Below are 13128 nucleotides of genomic sequence, written 5' to 3' on the forward strand. Positions count from 1 at the left end.
CCCGGTGGCTCACCGCTCATGCGGTGGGCCGTCGAGTACCGATCAATCAGAGAGACGAGAGAGACATGGCATATCAAGTGTGGGCCGGTGACGTGCCGGACGAATCATTCGACAACCTCGCCGCCGCTGAGCGGTACGCGGCGAAGCTCGATGACTACTACCCCGACCGCGACGTGACAGTGCGAGAGATCGAGGGGTCGAGCAAGCTGAGCAACGACCAGGCCATGCAGTTCGGGCACCTGGTTTACGCGCTGATGAACGGCACCGAGTGGAGCAGCGACACGTTCGAAATGATCGCAACCATCGCGAGTGCGGTGGGCCGTGACTTCGACGAAATGGAAGAGGACTGAGGAACATGAGAGCAACTTTTGAGAGTCCCTACGATGAGTACGCCGAGCGGAATGGGCAGAGTTTCACCCATGTTCGGGAGATCAGTGAGCCGGATGATGCGCACGACCCCGAAGTCCTGCCGATGCACGTTATCCGCTTCGATGACGGAGTGGAGATTGAGGCATGGCCCGAAGAGATTGGGGCCTGAGTCGTGACTGTAGATGAACTGAGGGCAGCACTCGAAGACGTGCCCGGAGACGTGCAGGTAATCGTCAACGTCGGCGACCCGTTCGAAGACCTGGGCACCGACACGCTCTACGAGAGCGTCGGAGTGTTCTCATACAACGACGCACTCGATCACATCGAGATCTTCGTGCCGGTGGACGAGCACGGCAACAACATCGGAATGGAGGACTGAGGAACATGTTCAAGCTCGAATTTGAAACCGACAATGCTGCACTAGTAGACGATGACGGGCAGGTGGATGCTGAAGCCGTCGCGGACGTGATAGCCGAAGCTGACCTCGAAGTGATGGTCCGCCTGGGTGCAACTCGCGGACGGGTGTTTGACGCGAACGGCAACACCATCGGTCGCTGGGAACTGAGTCAATGATGTTCGGCATCATCTACACGCTGCTAACCGGTGACTATCCCGGTTACGCGTTAACCGGAATCGAAGAAGATTCCATCATCATCACGGCCATGCTTTCACTGCATGGCCTCTTCTTCTGAGAGGGACGAGAGATATGAGCGTCACCAAGAGACTTAACCGAGCGAATCTCCCCGGGCCACGCCCCGCACCGCCGCAGCCCACCCCGTATGACACGGGTGAACGAGCGCAGCCGATGCCCTGGCAGAAGGACCGCTTCGAGGTGAAAGACACCATGAAGCACGGCGATCCCGATGACATCGGCAAGGTCGATTTCGACAACGACGAGAGTGCCACGGTCGCGACCGTGCATGTCTCCAAAGACCCGGTGACGGGTAGCTACGTGGTGCATGTGATGCCACACAACGATGACGTGCGAGTGGCACGCCACGGCTACGACGAAGAGGTAGTGATCTGACATGAGCAGGACGGTATCCATCAGCATTGACAAGCTGTGGACGCTGATCGACGCGGCCAACGAGTGGTCATGCGAACTTGACGGCCACATCGCCCCGGCATCCCGGGGGTTCGGGGATGACGAATCGGCCGAGAGTCAAGAGCAGCAGGCGGCAGAGATTGATGCCGCTATCACCTATGCCAACACGGCAATCATCGAAGCGCAGAAGGGTTGAGCAGCATGGTCACGATGGACAACGAAGAGAACAGCCTCAACCGATACATCGCAGACTGCGCGAGAGACCTCGCTGCTGCATGGTCGGTGTCGATGCCGTTCGAGCAGACAGAGATCTTCGCAAACATGAGCTGCGGTGAAGCCACTCCCCTGATCGCACTGTTCAGTGCGGTGGGTGCGTTCGATGTGGCTGAGGGTGTCATGGATGCCCACGCCACGAGCGACTTCGAAGAAGACGACGAGCATCACCCGCTGTACCTGGAGCACAAGAGAGCGGAGAGGGTCTAAGACATGAGCAGATCATCGCAGCTCAAAGCCTTTGAGCTGGGCCAAGGCTGGAAGCTGAGCGACGGCGTGCTCGAAATGAGCAGGCTGAAAGAGGTTGTGGACACCACCGACATGAGCGACCGCGAATTTGAGACTCACTGGATCCAGGTCGAGAACGGGATTCAGCACAAGCCGTTCAAGATGATCGAAGAGGACTGAGCATGGGCATGATGTCCGACGCACGCTTATTGATGGACGAGATGCAGGGCTGGTCCAGCGACGAGCTGGTCATCGCCTGGGCATACAGCGACGACAAGGCCGAACGGTACGCGGCGATGATGACGCTGCGCCGCCGAGCCGCCGATGCCATCGAGCTGGAGAACGACCTGCTCCCCCGCTACGGACGGGAGCACCCCGAGAAGATGGTGGAGATCTAGCACCACCACCCACGAACAGCACCACCCGCGCCACGGCAACCGTCGTGGCGTTTGTTGCACCACCCAACAGAAACGAGAAACGAATGACCGCTACATCTACCGCCACGTCCGTCTCCGACATGCCGACCATGACCGAGTTCCTGGACAGCGAGGGCATCGACCTGACCAACCGCGAAGCGAACCTGGTCGCAATCACGACCGCACGCACTCGCGCTGTCACTGCTGCGATGTTCATGGAGTTCTTGATGGAGGACGAGAGCGTCGTGGAAGACCTGCCGGAGGCGATCATCGAGAAGATCGAGCAGTTCGGTTCGGGTGCTGCGATGCAGTACGTCCTCGCCGGAGTCCTGATCGACCGAGTACGCGAGCAGTCTTCCGACGACTGACCTCGACCAGCTATCTGACGCACAGACACCGAGCTGTGCGTCTTTTTGTTGGCCGAATCCAAATCACTTTCAAGGAGAAACATGAAGCGATACCGGTTGCACTGGGTGAACCCAGACAAGCGCACGAGCGGGAGCATGAACAACATCCCCGCCGAGGAACTGTCCTCACGGATGACCGACGCATGGCAGCTCGCCGGCGACGGCGAGGTCATCATGTCCATGCAGCCTGAAGCTGAGGCGCAGGTCGAATACTCGGACGTGAGTGCATGAACGAGCACCGAGAAGCAGTCCTCGACTGGATCGCGGAGCGCCGGGATGCCGACGCGACCGCCAGGAAGCGAAGCAAGCCGCTGGCTGAGTGGACTGAGGAGGAGTGGGAGATTGCCACGTCCGGCAGGGAGACCGTGATGGATGCGGCCCTGATCCTGGACTGCTCCCGGACAACGATCCAACGAGCGCGGAGGCAGGCGAGAGCATGATCAAATACTCGCCCGACCTCGGGTTCTACTTGACCGACTACCGATCATGCGATCGGTGCGGCATCAACATGCAGGTCTCGGCCACGTCGTTCCGCAGGCAGTGCGATGACTGCATCGACTTCGACCTATTCGAGTGGCACTCGTTCGACTGGCTGTTCGGTCGAGCGGTAGCAGCGTAGGAGAAAGGACGCACATGCTCACACTCATCGGTGGCCGCGCCATGCGGCACTGGTTCAACGACGCGAGGGATGATCCGAAAGCGGACTGGGACTACCACTCCCCCATCCCGCACGATGGCAAGCATCCGATTCGTGAGGATCGGCTGGACATCTTCGTCGACCCGCGACTAGCAGCGTGGGACTGGGGGATGATCGCCACCCCCGACGAGCTCTACACCATGAAGATCTCTCACTCGTTCTGGGAGATCAACGGGCCTGAGTCGTGGGACAAGCACGCCGCGGACATCATCTTCCTGGAGCGCAAGGGTGCGAAGTTCATCCGCGAACTCTACGACATCCTGCTGCCGATCTGGAAGGAACGGTACAAGCGGAACCCGACGAACCTGGAGCAGAACGCTTCGATGTTCTTCGATGATGCGGTGGTCAGGAAGTACGACCACGACAGCCTCCACCACTCCGTCGCCTACTACGACCGACCACTGTTCGAGCAGATCCTGCGGGATGGCTCGGACGTAGCGGTGGACAACAAGAAGTTCTGGGCGATGGACTTCGACACACAGATCAAGCTGGTGCGCGAAGAGATCTACGCGACCGCGCTGGAGCGCATCGTCATCCCGCGTGACTACGACGTGTCGCCGCGCTGGGCCTACCACTGGGCAGTGCGCCGCACTGCTACCTCATTGTTCAAAGGCGAGTGGGCACTGTTCCTGATGCGCCACCTCGACCTGCTCATGAAGCCGGACATCAACTATGTCCAGCGCCATCTGGATCACGCCGACCGGCTGATCCCACTCGAAGAAAAGGAAACAGCAGCATGAACCCGATCTACACCGCCGAAGAAGTCCTCGAAGCATTCGAGGCCCACCAGGACAAGCTGGGCGACGGCCTCGACGAGATCTTCTACGACGGCCCGAGCACCTGGAAGTTCAAGGAGGACGAGCAGGGGCGCATGGTACTCAAGGAGAACGCGGCCAACTCCTGGGACTACGAGAAGATCGACGTACCGTTCCTTTTGCGCGGAGTTCCCACCGAGGTGTCGATCGCCGAGCAGACCGGCGGCATGGACGAAGGATCCAACGCCTCGATCACGTTCCAGATCGGCTCGCAGTACTTCCGCAAGGACGGCTACTACGCCTCGCACTACGGCTACGACTGGGACGGCGCGTTCTACGAAGTCCGCCCCAAGCAGGTGACTATCACCCAGTTCGAGCGCATCTGAGCGGAGAGGGACGAATGACCAATATCGAGTTTAGTCCTCACATGGGGGTGGAGCTGATCGAAGCATGGGGATCCGACCGAAAGGTCGCCCAGTCCGCCCGAGTCTCCACCCTCGGCCTCGACAACGACCGGGAGAAGATCGCCGGCCTGGTCAAGGCACTGTGGCGAGACGGGCATTACTCCCCGTTCGAGTCATCGGGCATGACCATTGCGTTCGATGTGCCCATGTTCGTGCGCGACCAGCTGGTGCGGCACAAGAGCTTCAGCTTCAGCGTGAAGAGCCTTCGCTACTCGGAGGCGGCACCGAAGTTCTTCGTCCCGGATCCGCTGCGCCCGCTGGTGCAGGTCGGCAAGGCTCTCGACTACCGACGCGAGGAGGGCACCGCCCTCCAGAGGAAGATCACCGCCGCGATCATCAAGTCGAACGCCAAGCAATCCTGGGACTCATACCAGTACATGATCAACCTCGGCATCTGCGACGAGGTGGCCCGGTCGGTTCTGCCGACCTCGCTGTTCACGCAGCTGTGGATGACGGGATCGCTCCGCTCCTGGCTGCACTTCCTCGACCAGCGGGATGACCCGCACGCGCAGTTCGAGATCCAGGAAGCGGCTGGTGGGGTCAGGAAGATCCTCGGAGAGAACTATCCGGTCACACACGACGCCTGGAAGGCGACGAAAGGGAACTCATGAAGAACAACACTCTGGCCGCTATCGGTGTCATCTGTGGCTTATTGGCCGTGGCGGCGATCGTTGCCGGCATCACGGTCGGCTCGATGCATTCACGCGACGCCGATGAGCGCGAGCGAATCGCCTGCGTTGAAGCCGGCGGGACATACGTCGACAGCTACGGCCCGATCTGCTTCGGGGTGGTCGAGTGACCGACACGCTGAGCGTCGACTACATCCAAGAGAACTTCACCCCCGGCGAAGAGACCAACACCTGGGCTGAAGAGTTCCGCTGGATCATCGACTTCGACAACAATCACACCGGCGCCCTGCTGATCGACATCGAGAAGAACGGCATGAAGCTGCCGATCCTGCTCGGCAATGACGGCCGGGTATGGAACGGGCACCACCGCCTGCTCATCGCTCGGATCCTTGGCATGTCCGAGGTGCCTGTCACCCACGCCGAGGACGGATACACAGACGAAGAGGCCGGATACCCGCCCGAATACAGGGAGGACGGCTCATAAAGGAATAGCCATGAAGAAAATCGCCGCAGCCGCGGTGCTCATAGCAACACTAGCCCTTGCCGGGTGCTCAAGCGTCCCGGTGGAGGGCTTCATCTATAAGAAGACCGTCGAGCCTGCACACAGCACGATCATGTTCATTCCGTGCGGCAAGATGCAGTGCCCGATCACCCAGTACACGCCAGAGTGCTACAAGCTCGAGGTCGACACGCCACGGCAGACCACCGAGGCCCTGTGCGTGGATGAAGAGCTCTGGCATGAGCTCGAGGTCGGCCAGTACTTCAACGAAGCGAATCAACCTACCTGAAAGAGAGATCTTATGTTCATGACGATCCTGATTGGAGCCCTGCTGATCATCGGGCTCCTCGTTCTTGCCGGCAGCAAGCTGACTGACCGCAGCGACGAGAAACGTATCGCCAAGGGTGTCGGAGCGGCCTTATTGGCCGTGGGTGTCATCGTTGGTGCTGTTGGCAGCACCACCGTCGTCCAGCCGCGCACCGTGGGCGTGAAAGTCGCTCTCGGCAAGCCGACCGGCGTGGTCGGCAACGGATTCCACGCGAAAGCACCGTGGGAGAAGGTCGAGAAGCTTGACGGCTCTGTCCAGAACGATGTCTACGCCGGTGACAGCTCCATCTCTGTCCGCCTGGGCAATAACTCCCGCGCCACGGTCGATGCGTCCATTCAGTGGCAGCTGAAGACCGATGAGGCCATGCAGGTGTTCCTCGACTACAAAACGTTCGAGGGAATCCAGTCGAACCTGGTCGACCGCAACTTCCGCACTGCTCTGAACGAGGCGTTCGCCGAGTACGACCCTCTGAACTACTCCAGCCCCGAAGAGGGCGGCAAGGCACTGTCCGACCTGTCCGTCAAGGTGCAGGAGAACATGGAGGCCAAGGTCGGAAAGCAGATCGAGGTTCGCTCGGTGTCCCTGCCCCTGATTGCGTTCGATGAGGCTACGCAGAAGCGCATCGACGATCTCCAGTCCGAGTCTGCCAAGACTCGAGTGGCGAATCAGAAGAAGGAGACCTCCAAGGCTGAGGCCGAGGCGAACGAGACGCTTGAGCGGTCTGTCACCGACAAGACCCTGACCTCGAAGTGCCTGGACATCGTGGCCGAGTCCGGCCAGTCCCCCATCGGCTGCTTCCCCGGCAACTCTGCATCGCCCGTCAAGATCCTGGACGACAAGTGACGCTGAATCAGCACCCCTGGTTTATTGGACGACAAGAGAAGGAACCCATGAGAATCAAGATCGTATCCATCGACAGCAACGGCGACGAGCGTGAAGTCGGAACCGCAAGTCGAGTCGACTTTGAACGCAAAACCTTCCCGGACCCTGACGCTTACCGGCATCCGTTCATCCTGTCGCAGCCCCGGGTTCACGAGGAGCGGATGGTGCTGCAGGACTTCGATCCCACGCCGGAAGCGAAGTTGCATGACGGGATCTATCGGGAGTTGCGCGAGGAGAATGCTCGCCTGAAGGAACAGCTCGAGACGGCGAAGGAGAACTTCGAGTACAACCTCGAGGCTGCTCGCGAGAAGTACCGGCGGAAGCTGTCTAACCTGCAGCAGAACTTCGAGGAGATGTCCGCCGGCAAGGAACGGGCCGCGAAGATGCGCAAGGACGCCGAGAAGAAGCTGGCCGAGGCCCAGCGCCTTAGTCGGCGCACCGGCGGTTTCGAGTTCGTCGTCGACGAGCAGGCCGCTGAGATCAAGGAGCTCGAGAAGAAGGTCATCGCCCGAGAGCTCGAGCGTGACGGCTTCAAGGCATCGCGTGACTACTGGATCGACCGGACGAGGGATTCCGACGCTCGCTACTTCGCCCTCGGGCAGAAGATGCGGGACATCCTCGAGGAGGCTGCATGAGTACCGCTGACGATCGCACGAACAAGCTGCTCGATGCACTGGCCGCGGAGAAGGCACGCAACACCCGGCTGAAGCACGCTGTGCGCAAGCTCAGCTCCTGGCAGGGCATCGACACCATCGAACTGGTCGAAGAAGAACTACTACAGGCGGGAGACCTGACATGAGCACCAAGAAGGACGCCGACTCGGAGCTGAGAGTGCTCCACCAGGTCATCAGCGAGATGGCGAGTGCCATCACCGCCTTCGAGCGGTCGCTGCGAGACGCGGAGCTTACAGCTGACGCACTGGAGGACATCATCGACAACCTGGAGGACGAATGAGCAAAGCGACTGACGTTCGAGAGTTCATGACCGCCTGCGAGCAGCCGGTGCGTGAGCAGCCGACCGTGATCTCCGATGTCGAGAAGTGGGAACGCTTCTGCATGTTGACCGAGGAGTTCTCCGAGCACAAGCAGGCACTGACCGCCCTGAAGCAGGCCAACGAGAACCACTCGCCCTCGGGGATCAAGGATGCCATGACCGAGCTGGCCGACAGCCTGGTCGATATGGTCTACATCATCCTCGGCACCGCTCACGCCTACGGCCTCGACTTCGACGAGCTGTGGGGTGCCGTTCACCGCAACAACCTGACCAAGATCGACCCCGAGACTGGCCTGGTCCTGAAGGTCAACGGCAAAGTGCAGAAGCCGGAAGGCTATGTGCCGGTCGATCTGCGGTCACTGATCTACCCGCCGAAGCACTGAGGTGTGAGCATGAGAACCACCGTCACCATCGACATCGACGCCAGGGGTGCCCAGGTCCGCATCGAGACTGATGCTGAGGATCCTCTGCAATTGGACGAGCAGCACGACACAGACCTCTTCTCGATGTCCGAGAGCGTAGGCAATCGAGTCGCAAACTCCATCGGATTCCACGCCAACCTCGAGCCCGAGGACGGGCGATATGACTAGGATCAAGGAGGCGAATGCCTAGCGCACACATCAACCCGCAGCAGGTCAAGATCGCCCTGCATGATGCCGTCGACATCGGCAAAGAGACCGGATCCAACCCGGTCTTTCCTTATGTCGGGGTGACACTGGCCCCAGATGGGATCCAGGCATACGGCCGATCGCAGTACGCGGTCGGCTGGTCGTTCTCGAGCGGCTTATTGACCGCCGACCACTCCAATACCGTCCTCATCGAGCACGACGAGGCGAAGGAGCTGGGTATGGCGGTCGGCAAGACCTCGGCGGCGAAGGATGCGACCGTCTGGGTCGAAATCACCGACGACCACCGGCTCATCGTGGCCTACGGCAACGACGAGATCGCAGATCTGCCCTCCATCGAGCCCGAACCGGGTGACATCGAGGGAATCAACGAGGATGTAGCGATCCTCGACCAGGCCGGAACGACACCGCGGACACAGTTCGCGATGGGCTTGGAAACCATCAAGAGATTCACGAAAGTCCGGGGCAAGAGCCCCTACATGGACCTTCAGTTCACCGACATCGGCAACACCACGTTCGTCAAGATCGGTGACGGCTTCATCGGGGGCTTCGAGGCCATCGACCGCCCCTCCGTGCAAGACCCCATGCTTTTCGACTGACAAAGGAGCACGCATTGAGCTTGCGTCGTACCAAAGAGCGTCGAACCATCACCCTCGGCGGGTTCTCATTCGCTGATGGGCTGGTTGACCTCATCAATCCCAACGATATGCCCCACAACATCATGCTCGACATCCGCCGGCCTGATGGGAACCTCGATCTCGAGGATTTCCTGACGTTCAACGTCGCCGAAGGCATTCTCGACCCCGACGACTTCATCGTCCTCGATGAGATGACCTCCACAGAGGTCAACGAGTTCATGCAGATCCTCATCAACAACACCAGCTGCGAGTGCCCCGCGCACCGCGACCCCTCCGAGTCCACCACGGACATTCCCCCACTCACACCCGAGCAGGAGGCCGAGGTGCAGGCATTCTCGGACTTCCTTAACGGGCTGACATCGGCCAACGGGCCGGAGCAGAGCGAGGACGACGAGGACGGTGATGATGGGCTCACTGCTGTCTGACTACCCGCCGCTGTTGCTGCGGTCTGAGGTGGCTGAGATTCTGCGCGTCAGCGTCTCAACCCTCTCTCGCTGGGCCCGAGACGGGCTCGGCCCCGAATGCCTCTACCTCTCCGAAGGCTCCCCTCGATACACGAAGGGCAGCGTGATCGACTACCTGACAGGACTGTAATCATGGCGTACACCGAACGACTGCCGAGCAACAAGTTCCGAGGCATTGCCAAGCAGGGCCGATCGGTCCTGGGCAAGAAGACCTTCGCGAAGAAGAGCGATGCTCTCGCCTGGGCGGTGCGTCTGGAGACCGCTGCTGAAGGCGGTCTGGACGTGGCCGGCGGCAGGGCCAAGCTCAAGGACCTCATGAAGGAATGGCTCGAGATCCGTGAGGCCACGGTCATTCCCGGCACCTACCATGTCGACCTGAATGTCGTCGCGAAGATGACGCCCTCGCTCAAGGCGCGATCGGTGGCCACGATCACCCCGGGAGACCTCGAGAAGTGGTACGTCCACCTGCGGAAGAGCCACGGCCTCAGCGACGGATCGCTCAAGCGATACCGTGAGTCGCTGTCGTCGTTCTTCAAGTGGGTCGTCGAGGACAATCGCCGTGCGGACAATCCCGTCCGCCGGTCGAAGCTCCCGGCTGTCATTGATCCACCGGAGGAGATGCACCCCTACTCCAAGGATCAGCTGAAGACGGTCTTCGCTCGCTGCTCGCGATACTCGGAGCACAACGCGAAGATCATCTATGTCCTCGGCTGGACCGGACTGCGGTGGGGTGAGGCCCGGGCGCTGCGCGTGCGAGATGTCAACCTCGAGGGGATGCCTTACATGCGAGTGACGCGATCTCAGTCCGAGACGCGCAAGGTCAAGTCGACGAAGGGCCGCAACGCAAGGACCGTGCCCATCGTGAATGAGGTTCTTCCGTATGTGAAGGATCTCGTTGCCGGCAAGGGGCCTGATGATCTCGTGTTCACCGGCCCGAAGGGCGGGCAGCTGTGGCGCCAGTCGTTCCTGATCTCGACGCACTTCGATCGAGAGGGGATGGATCGGCGCATCCACGATCTGCGGCACACTGCCGCGTGCATCTGGCTGTCCAATGGAGTCGACCTCGCGACGGTGCAGGCGTGGCTCGGCCACGCTTCCGCCTCGACGACGAACCTCTACCTCCACCACCTGGGGACCACGGCAGATCAGGCAGCGCTCGATAAGCTCAATTCGTAGTGGGGGTCCACATGGGGTCCATGTCCTGCGTGGGCCAACCCCCGCTTTCCCTTGTGGAGCTTGGGGGAATCGAACCCCCGACCTTTTCATTGCGAACGAAACGCTCTACCAACTGAGCTAAAGCCCCTTGCCGGCACCAGCTTACGCCTTGATCGGCTCCGGGATCAAAACCGGCGCAGGTCCGCCCTGCACCGTCTCCACCTGCGCTGAGAGTCCCTGGTGAGGGGTGACGGCGACAGGTACAGTCGGGAGCAGATCCGCTCAACGAAAGGATGTGCCATGGCAGAGGAATTCGGAACCGTCGTCATCGGTGCCGGCATCGGCGGAGGCACCGTCGTCGAAGCGCTGCGCGATGCCGGCTATGCCGGTTCGGTCGCACTCGTGGGAGCCGACCCCGCCGCTCCGTACTACCGACCCGACCTGTCGAAGAAGGTCATGCTCGAGCAATCCGATCCCGCCGAGTCCGCCCTGCGCGGTGAAGACTGGTACGCGGCACACGATGTCACTGTGTTCTTCGGCACCGCGGTCACAGCCATCGACCCGGCGGCCCGGTCGGTGACGCTCGACGACGAGCGGCAGCTGAACTACGGCCAGGCGATCCTCGCCACCGGTTCGACTCCCCGCACACTCGATGTGCCAGGTGCTCAGCTGGGCAACATCCACACTCTCCGTGACGCCGGTGATGCCGTGGCGATCCGGTCGCAGTTCGGTGACGGCAAGAAGGTCGCCGTCATCGGCGGCGGCTGGATCGGCCTCGAGGTGGCTGCTGCGGCGCAGTCCCACGGCTGCGATGTCACAGTCATCCTCCACACCGACGCTCCCCCGTTGGCCTCCGTGCTCGGTGATGAGCTCGGCGAATACTTCGAGGAGCTGCATCGGACGAACGGCGTGGAGTTCCTCGACCAGGCAGAGACGGCCTCCTTCACCGGGTCCGACGCGGTCGAATCTGTCGAGACCAGCGCGGGCAGCGTTCCTGTCGATCTCGTCGTCGTCGGAATCGGTGCCGATCCCGCCGTCGATCTTGCCTCCTCGGCGGGGCTGTCCACTGACAACGGCGTGGTCGTCGACGAGCACATGCGCACCTCTGACGGCAGCATCCTGGCCATCGGCGACATCGCGAACGCGCACAACGTCCTCCGCGACGAGCGTCTGCGCGTCGAACATTGGGACAACGCGGTGCGCCAGGCCGAGGTCGCCGCCTCGACGATCACCGAGGGAACCAGGTCCTACGACTGGCAGCCGTACTTCTACACCGACCAGTTCGACCTCGGCATGGAATACGTCGGTCGTGGCGGGCCCGAGGACGAGGTCGTCATCCGCGGCGATAAGTCCAGCGGCGAATTCATCGTGTTCTGGAGCCGCGACGGCAAGGTCGCCGCGGCCATGAACGTCAATGTCTGGGACTATGGCGACGAGCTCCGTGCCCTCATCGGCAAAGAGGTCTCCGCAGATCGTCTCACCGACGAACAGGTGCCTGTCGGAGAGCTCTGAGTCGGCTCTGGCATCCTGGTAGGCATGGATTCGCTCTTCGCCGACGAGGCCTTCGATCGCCGTCCGAGAATCATCGCGCCCGGGGCGGTCTGGGTGCCGGGTCACCTGTCCGCGGAGGCCCAGCAGTGGATCATCGCCCGCTACGCCGATTGGCAGTCCGGGCCGGTTCCGCCGCATGCCACGACGATCGCGGGGCATCCGATGAGTGTCACGACGATCGGTCTCGGATGGCATTGGCAGCCCGGTCGCTACGACCGCCGTGCCGTCGACGTCAACGACAAGGTGGTGCTACCCTTCCCCGATTGGATGACCCGTCTGGGTCGTCAGGTGCTGCAGGCCGCCGTCACGGTCGTGGAAGACTCACCGGATTTTGCCTCGGGCACCGCTGCCACATGGGGTTTCGACCCTGCCGGCTACCACCCGGATGTGGCGCTGGTGAACTACTACGATGAGCACGCGAAGATGGGAATGCACCAGGACAAGGACGAATTCGATCCCGCACCCGTCGTCTCCCTGTCATTGGGCGATACGTGTCTCTTCCGGTTCGGGAACACTGAGACTCGCAACCGTCCCTTCGAGGACCTCCGTCTGGCCTCGGGCGATGCATTCGTCTTCGGCGGACCCGCGCGCTTCGCCTATCACGGGGTCAGGTCGATCCGACCCGGGACGGCACCTGATCACGGTCGACTCGACCACCTCGGCGGGGGCAGGATCAACATCACCATGCGCACAACCGGTCGGGACTGAT

General features: G+C 61.3%; 30 protein-coding genes and 1 tRNA gene. 30 read left to right on the forward strand and 1 reads right to left on the reverse strand.

What is annotated here, in order from left to right; genetic code table 11:
- The first annotated feature begins 65 nt into the window (after positions 1-65).
- The 28 genes from FHG09_RS05175 to FHG09_RS05285 all read left to right on the forward strand — a co-directional run bounded on the left by FHG09_RS05175 (position 66) and on the right by FHG09_RS05285 (position 10889).
- Positions 66-350 (forward strand): hypothetical protein, encoded by a 285-nt coding sequence (locus tag FHG09_RS05175; RefSeq protein ID WP_152346617.1) that lies wholly within the window; start codon positions 66-68, stop codon positions 348-350.
- A gap of 5 nt (positions 351-355) precedes the next feature.
- Positions 356-538, forward strand: a complete 183-nt coding sequence (locus tag FHG09_RS05180) for a hypothetical protein (protein ID WP_152346618.1) — start codon at positions 356-358, stop codon at positions 536-538.
- A gap of 3 nt (positions 539-541) precedes the next feature.
- On the forward strand, positions 542-748 hold the full coding sequence (locus FHG09_RS05185) for a hypothetical protein (RefSeq protein ID WP_152346619.1): 207 nt from the start codon (positions 542-544) through the stop codon (positions 746-748).
- A gap of 5 nt (positions 749-753) precedes the next feature.
- Positions 754-942, forward strand: coding sequence for a hypothetical protein (locus FHG09_RS05190; protein ID WP_152346620.1), 189 nt, complete (start codon positions 754-756; stop codon positions 940-942).
- Complete coding sequence (locus FHG09_RS20195) at positions 939-1061, forward strand: hypothetical protein (RefSeq protein ID WP_264674061.1); 123 nt, start codon at positions 939-941, stop codon at positions 1059-1061. The genes FHG09_RS05190 and FHG09_RS20195 overlap by 4 nt, the downstream gene beginning before the upstream one ends.
- A 14-nt stretch (positions 1062-1075) precedes the next feature.
- Positions 1076-1396, forward strand: coding sequence for a hypothetical protein (locus FHG09_RS05195; protein ID WP_152346621.1), 321 nt, complete (start codon positions 1076-1078; stop codon positions 1394-1396).
- 1 nt (position 1397) lies between these two features.
- Positions 1398-1610: a hypothetical protein gene (locus FHG09_RS05200; RefSeq protein ID WP_152346622.1), complete on the forward strand. Its 213-nt coding sequence runs from the start codon at positions 1398-1400 to the stop codon at positions 1608-1610.
- A gap of 14 nt (positions 1611-1624) precedes the next feature.
- Complete coding sequence (locus tag FHG09_RS05205) at positions 1625-1897, forward strand: hypothetical protein (RefSeq protein WP_152346623.1); 273 nt, start codon at positions 1625-1627, stop codon at positions 1895-1897.
- 3 nt (positions 1898-1900) lie between these two features.
- Positions 1901-2095 carry a hypothetical protein gene (locus tag FHG09_RS05210; RefSeq protein ID WP_152346624.1) on the forward strand — a complete coding sequence of 65 codons (195 nt, stop codon included), beginning with the start codon at positions 1901-1903 and terminating at the stop codon, positions 2093-2095.
- Between the two features lie 2 nt (positions 2096-2097).
- Positions 2098-2313, forward strand: coding sequence for a hypothetical protein (locus tag FHG09_RS05215; RefSeq protein WP_152346625.1), 216 nt, complete (start codon positions 2098-2100; stop codon positions 2311-2313).
- Between the two features lie 83 nt (positions 2314-2396).
- Positions 2397-2699 carry a hypothetical protein gene (locus FHG09_RS05220; RefSeq protein WP_152346626.1) on the forward strand — a complete coding sequence of 101 codons (303 nt, stop codon included), beginning with the start codon at positions 2397-2399 and terminating at the stop codon, positions 2697-2699.
- Positions 2700-2834: 135 nt separating this feature from the next.
- Positions 2835-2969, forward strand: coding sequence for a hypothetical protein (locus FHG09_RS20200; RefSeq protein ID WP_264674062.1), 135 nt, complete (start codon positions 2835-2837; stop codon positions 2967-2969).
- A gap of 402 nt (positions 2970-3371) precedes the next feature.
- On the forward strand, positions 3372-4175 hold the full coding sequence (locus FHG09_RS05225; protein WP_152346627.1) for a hypothetical protein: 804 nt from the start codon (positions 3372-3374) through the stop codon (positions 4173-4175).
- Positions 4172-4576, forward strand: a complete 405-nt coding sequence (locus tag FHG09_RS05230) for a hypothetical protein (RefSeq protein WP_152346628.1) — start codon at positions 4172-4174, stop codon at positions 4574-4576. Before FHG09_RS05225 ends, FHG09_RS05230 begins: the two co-directional genes overlap by 4 nt.
- Positions 4577-4617: 41 nt before the next feature.
- Positions 4618-5265, forward strand: coding sequence for an FAD-dependent thymidylate synthase (gene thyX / locus FHG09_RS05235; RefSeq protein WP_193627281.1), 648 nt, complete (start codon positions 4618-4620; stop codon positions 5263-5265).
- Entirely contained in the window at positions 5262-5453 is a 192-nt protein-coding gene (locus tag FHG09_RS05240) for a hypothetical protein (protein ID WP_152346630.1), read from the forward strand. Before thyX ends, FHG09_RS05240 begins: the two co-directional genes overlap by 4 nt.
- Positions 5450-5767: a hypothetical protein gene (locus FHG09_RS05245; protein ID WP_152346631.1), complete on the forward strand. Its 318-nt coding sequence runs from the start codon at positions 5450-5452 to the stop codon at positions 5765-5767. Before FHG09_RS05240 ends, FHG09_RS05245 begins: the two co-directional genes overlap by 4 nt.
- A 10-nt stretch (positions 5768-5777) precedes the next feature.
- The gene (locus tag FHG09_RS05250; protein ID WP_152346632.1) at positions 5778-6071 is read left to right on the forward strand and encodes a hypothetical protein; all 294 of its coding nucleotides are present in this window, start codon (positions 5778-5780) and stop codon (positions 6069-6071) included.
- Positions 6072-6089: 18 nt separating this feature from the next.
- On the forward strand, positions 6090-6953 hold the full coding sequence (locus FHG09_RS05255; RefSeq protein ID WP_227492552.1) for an SPFH domain-containing protein: 864 nt from the start codon (positions 6090-6092) through the stop codon (positions 6951-6953).
- Between the two features lie 47 nt (positions 6954-7000).
- Complete coding sequence (locus tag FHG09_RS05260; RefSeq protein WP_152346634.1) at positions 7001-7627, forward strand: hypothetical protein; 627 nt, start codon at positions 7001-7003, stop codon at positions 7625-7627.
- The gene (locus FHG09_RS19740) at positions 7624-7791 is read left to right on the forward strand and encodes a hypothetical protein (RefSeq protein WP_193627282.1); all 168 of its coding nucleotides are present in this window, start codon (positions 7624-7626) and stop codon (positions 7789-7791) included. Before FHG09_RS05260 ends, FHG09_RS19740 begins: the two co-directional genes overlap by 4 nt.
- A complete protein-coding gene (locus tag FHG09_RS19745; RefSeq protein ID WP_193627283.1) occupies positions 7788-7946 on the forward strand; it encodes a hypothetical protein in 159 nt (52 codons plus the stop codon). Before FHG09_RS19740 ends, FHG09_RS19745 begins: the two co-directional genes overlap by 4 nt.
- Positions 7943-8368 (forward strand): nucleoside triphosphate pyrophosphohydrolase family protein, encoded by a 426-nt coding sequence (locus FHG09_RS05265; protein WP_152346635.1) that lies wholly within the window; start codon positions 7943-7945, stop codon positions 8366-8368. The genes FHG09_RS19745 and FHG09_RS05265 overlap by 4 nt, the downstream gene beginning before the upstream one ends.
- 9 nt (positions 8369-8377) lie before the next feature.
- Complete coding sequence (locus FHG09_RS05270) at positions 8378-8575, forward strand: hypothetical protein (RefSeq protein ID WP_152346636.1); 198 nt, start codon at positions 8378-8380, stop codon at positions 8573-8575.
- Between the two features lie 14 nt (positions 8576-8589).
- Positions 8590-9210, forward strand: coding sequence for a hypothetical protein (locus FHG09_RS05275; RefSeq protein ID WP_152346637.1), 621 nt, complete (start codon positions 8590-8592; stop codon positions 9208-9210).
- Positions 9211-9224: 14 nt separating this feature from the next.
- Complete coding sequence (locus FHG09_RS05280) at positions 9225-9674, forward strand: hypothetical protein (protein WP_152346638.1); 450 nt, start codon at positions 9225-9227, stop codon at positions 9672-9674.
- Entirely contained in the window at positions 9652-9843 is a 192-nt protein-coding gene (locus FHG09_RS19750; protein ID WP_193627284.1) for a helix-turn-helix transcriptional regulator, read from the forward strand. The genes FHG09_RS05280 and FHG09_RS19750 overlap by 23 nt, the downstream gene beginning before the upstream one ends.
- 2 nt (positions 9844-9845) lie before the next feature.
- On the forward strand, positions 9846-10889 hold the full coding sequence (locus FHG09_RS05285; RefSeq protein ID WP_193627285.1) for a tyrosine-type recombinase/integrase: 1044 nt from the start codon (positions 9846-9848) through the stop codon (positions 10887-10889).
- Positions 10890-10943: 54 nt separating this feature from the next.
- On the opposite strand, the gene FHG09_RS05290 is transcribed toward FHG09_RS05285, so the two are convergent.
- Positions 10944-11016 (reverse strand) — tRNA-Ala (locus FHG09_RS05290).
- A gap of 152 nt (positions 11017-11168) precedes the next feature.
- On the opposite strand from FHG09_RS05290, the gene FHG09_RS05295 reads away from it, so the two are divergent.
- On the forward strand, positions 11169-12380 hold the full coding sequence (locus tag FHG09_RS05295; protein ID WP_152346640.1) for an NAD(P)/FAD-dependent oxidoreductase: 1212 nt from the start codon (positions 11169-11171) through the stop codon (positions 12378-12380).
- Positions 12381-12404: 24 nt separating this feature from the next.
- Complete coding sequence (locus FHG09_RS05300) at positions 12405-13127, forward strand: alpha-ketoglutarate-dependent dioxygenase AlkB family protein (RefSeq protein ID WP_152346641.1); 723 nt, start codon at positions 12405-12407, stop codon at positions 13125-13127.
- The last annotated feature ends 1 nt before the right edge of the window (position 13128 follow it).

Origin of the sequence: Brevibacterium sp. CFH 10365, from assembly GCF_009299785.1 — a bacterium.
GTDB classification, from domain to species: domain Bacteria; phylum Actinomycetota; class Actinomycetes; order Actinomycetales; family Brevibacteriaceae; genus Brevibacterium; species Brevibacterium limosum.

Excerpts from the sequence above, each read along its gene's own strand:
- FHG09_RS05175 (WP_152346617.1), top strand. The coding sequence starts at position 66 with ATGGCATATCAAGTGTGGGCCGGTGACGTGCCGGACGAATCATTCGAC.
- FHG09_RS05180 (WP_152346618.1), top strand. The coding sequence starts at position 356 with ATGAGAGCAACTTTTGAGAGTCCCTACGATGAGTACGCCGAGCGGAAT.
- FHG09_RS05190 (WP_152346620.1), top strand. The coding sequence starts at position 754 with ATGTTCAAGCTCGAATTTGAAACCGACAATGCTGCACTAGTAGACGAT.
- FHG09_RS20195 (WP_264674061.1), top strand. The coding sequence starts at position 939 with ATGATGTTCGGCATCATCTACACGCTGCTAACCGGTGACTATCCCGGT.
- FHG09_RS05195 (WP_152346621.1), top strand. The coding sequence starts at position 1,076 with ATGAGCGTCACCAAGAGACTTAACCGAGCGAATCTCCCCGGGCCACGC.
- FHG09_RS05200 (WP_152346622.1), top strand. The coding sequence starts at position 1,398 with ATGAGCAGGACGGTATCCATCAGCATTGACAAGCTGTGGACGCTGATC.
- FHG09_RS05205 (WP_152346623.1), top strand. The coding sequence starts at position 1,625 with ATGGACAACGAAGAGAACAGCCTCAACCGATACATCGCAGACTGCGCG.
- FHG09_RS05210 (WP_152346624.1), top strand. The coding sequence starts at position 1,901 with ATGAGCAGATCATCGCAGCTCAAAGCCTTTGAGCTGGGCCAAGGCTGG.
- FHG09_RS05215 (WP_152346625.1), top strand. The coding sequence starts at position 2,098 with ATGGGCATGATGTCCGACGCACGCTTATTGATGGACGAGATGCAGGGC.
- FHG09_RS05220 (WP_152346626.1), top strand. The coding sequence starts at position 2,397 with ATGACCGCTACATCTACCGCCACGTCCGTCTCCGACATGCCGACCATG.
- FHG09_RS20200 (WP_264674062.1), top strand. The coding sequence starts at position 2,835 with ATGAACAACATCCCCGCCGAGGAACTGTCCTCACGGATGACCGACGCA.
- FHG09_RS05225 (WP_152346627.1), top strand. The coding sequence starts at position 3,372 with ATGCTCACACTCATCGGTGGCCGCGCCATGCGGCACTGGTTCAACGAC.
- FHG09_RS05230 (WP_152346628.1), top strand. The coding sequence starts at position 4,172 with ATGAACCCGATCTACACCGCCGAAGAAGTCCTCGAAGCATTCGAGGCC.
- thyX (WP_193627281.1), top strand. The coding sequence starts at position 4,618 with ATGGGGGTGGAGCTGATCGAAGCATGGGGATCCGACCGAAAGGTCGCC.
- FHG09_RS05240 (WP_152346630.1), top strand. The coding sequence starts at position 5,262 with ATGAAGAACAACACTCTGGCCGCTATCGGTGTCATCTGTGGCTTATTG.
- FHG09_RS05250 (WP_152346632.1), top strand. The coding sequence starts at position 5,778 with ATGAAGAAAATCGCCGCAGCCGCGGTGCTCATAGCAACACTAGCCCTT.
- FHG09_RS05255 (WP_227492552.1), top strand. The coding sequence starts at position 6,090 with ATGACGATCCTGATTGGAGCCCTGCTGATCATCGGGCTCCTCGTTCTT.
- FHG09_RS05260 (WP_152346634.1), top strand. The coding sequence starts at position 7,001 with ATGAGAATCAAGATCGTATCCATCGACAGCAACGGCGACGAGCGTGAA.
- FHG09_RS19740 (WP_193627282.1), top strand. The coding sequence starts at position 7,624 with ATGAGTACCGCTGACGATCGCACGAACAAGCTGCTCGATGCACTGGCC.
- FHG09_RS19745 (WP_193627283.1), top strand. The coding sequence starts at position 7,788 with ATGAGCACCAAGAAGGACGCCGACTCGGAGCTGAGAGTGCTCCACCAG.
- FHG09_RS05265 (WP_152346635.1), top strand. The coding sequence starts at position 7,943 with ATGAGCAAAGCGACTGACGTTCGAGAGTTCATGACCGCCTGCGAGCAG.
- FHG09_RS05270 (WP_152346636.1), top strand. The coding sequence starts at position 8,378 with ATGAGAACCACCGTCACCATCGACATCGACGCCAGGGGTGCCCAGGTC.
- FHG09_RS05275 (WP_152346637.1), top strand. The coding sequence starts at position 8,590 with ATGCCTAGCGCACACATCAACCCGCAGCAGGTCAAGATCGCCCTGCAT.
- FHG09_RS19750 (WP_193627284.1), top strand. The coding sequence starts at position 9,652 with ATGATGGGCTCACTGCTGTCTGACTACCCGCCGCTGTTGCTGCGGTCT.
- FHG09_RS05285 (WP_193627285.1), top strand. The coding sequence starts at position 9,846 with ATGGCGTACACCGAACGACTGCCGAGCAACAAGTTCCGAGGCATTGCC.
- FHG09_RS05295 (WP_152346640.1), top strand. The coding sequence starts at position 11,169 with ATGGCAGAGGAATTCGGAACCGTCGTCATCGGTGCCGGCATCGGCGGA.
- FHG09_RS05300 (WP_152346641.1), top strand. The coding sequence starts at position 12,405 with ATGGATTCGCTCTTCGCCGACGAGGCCTTCGATCGCCGTCCGAGAATC.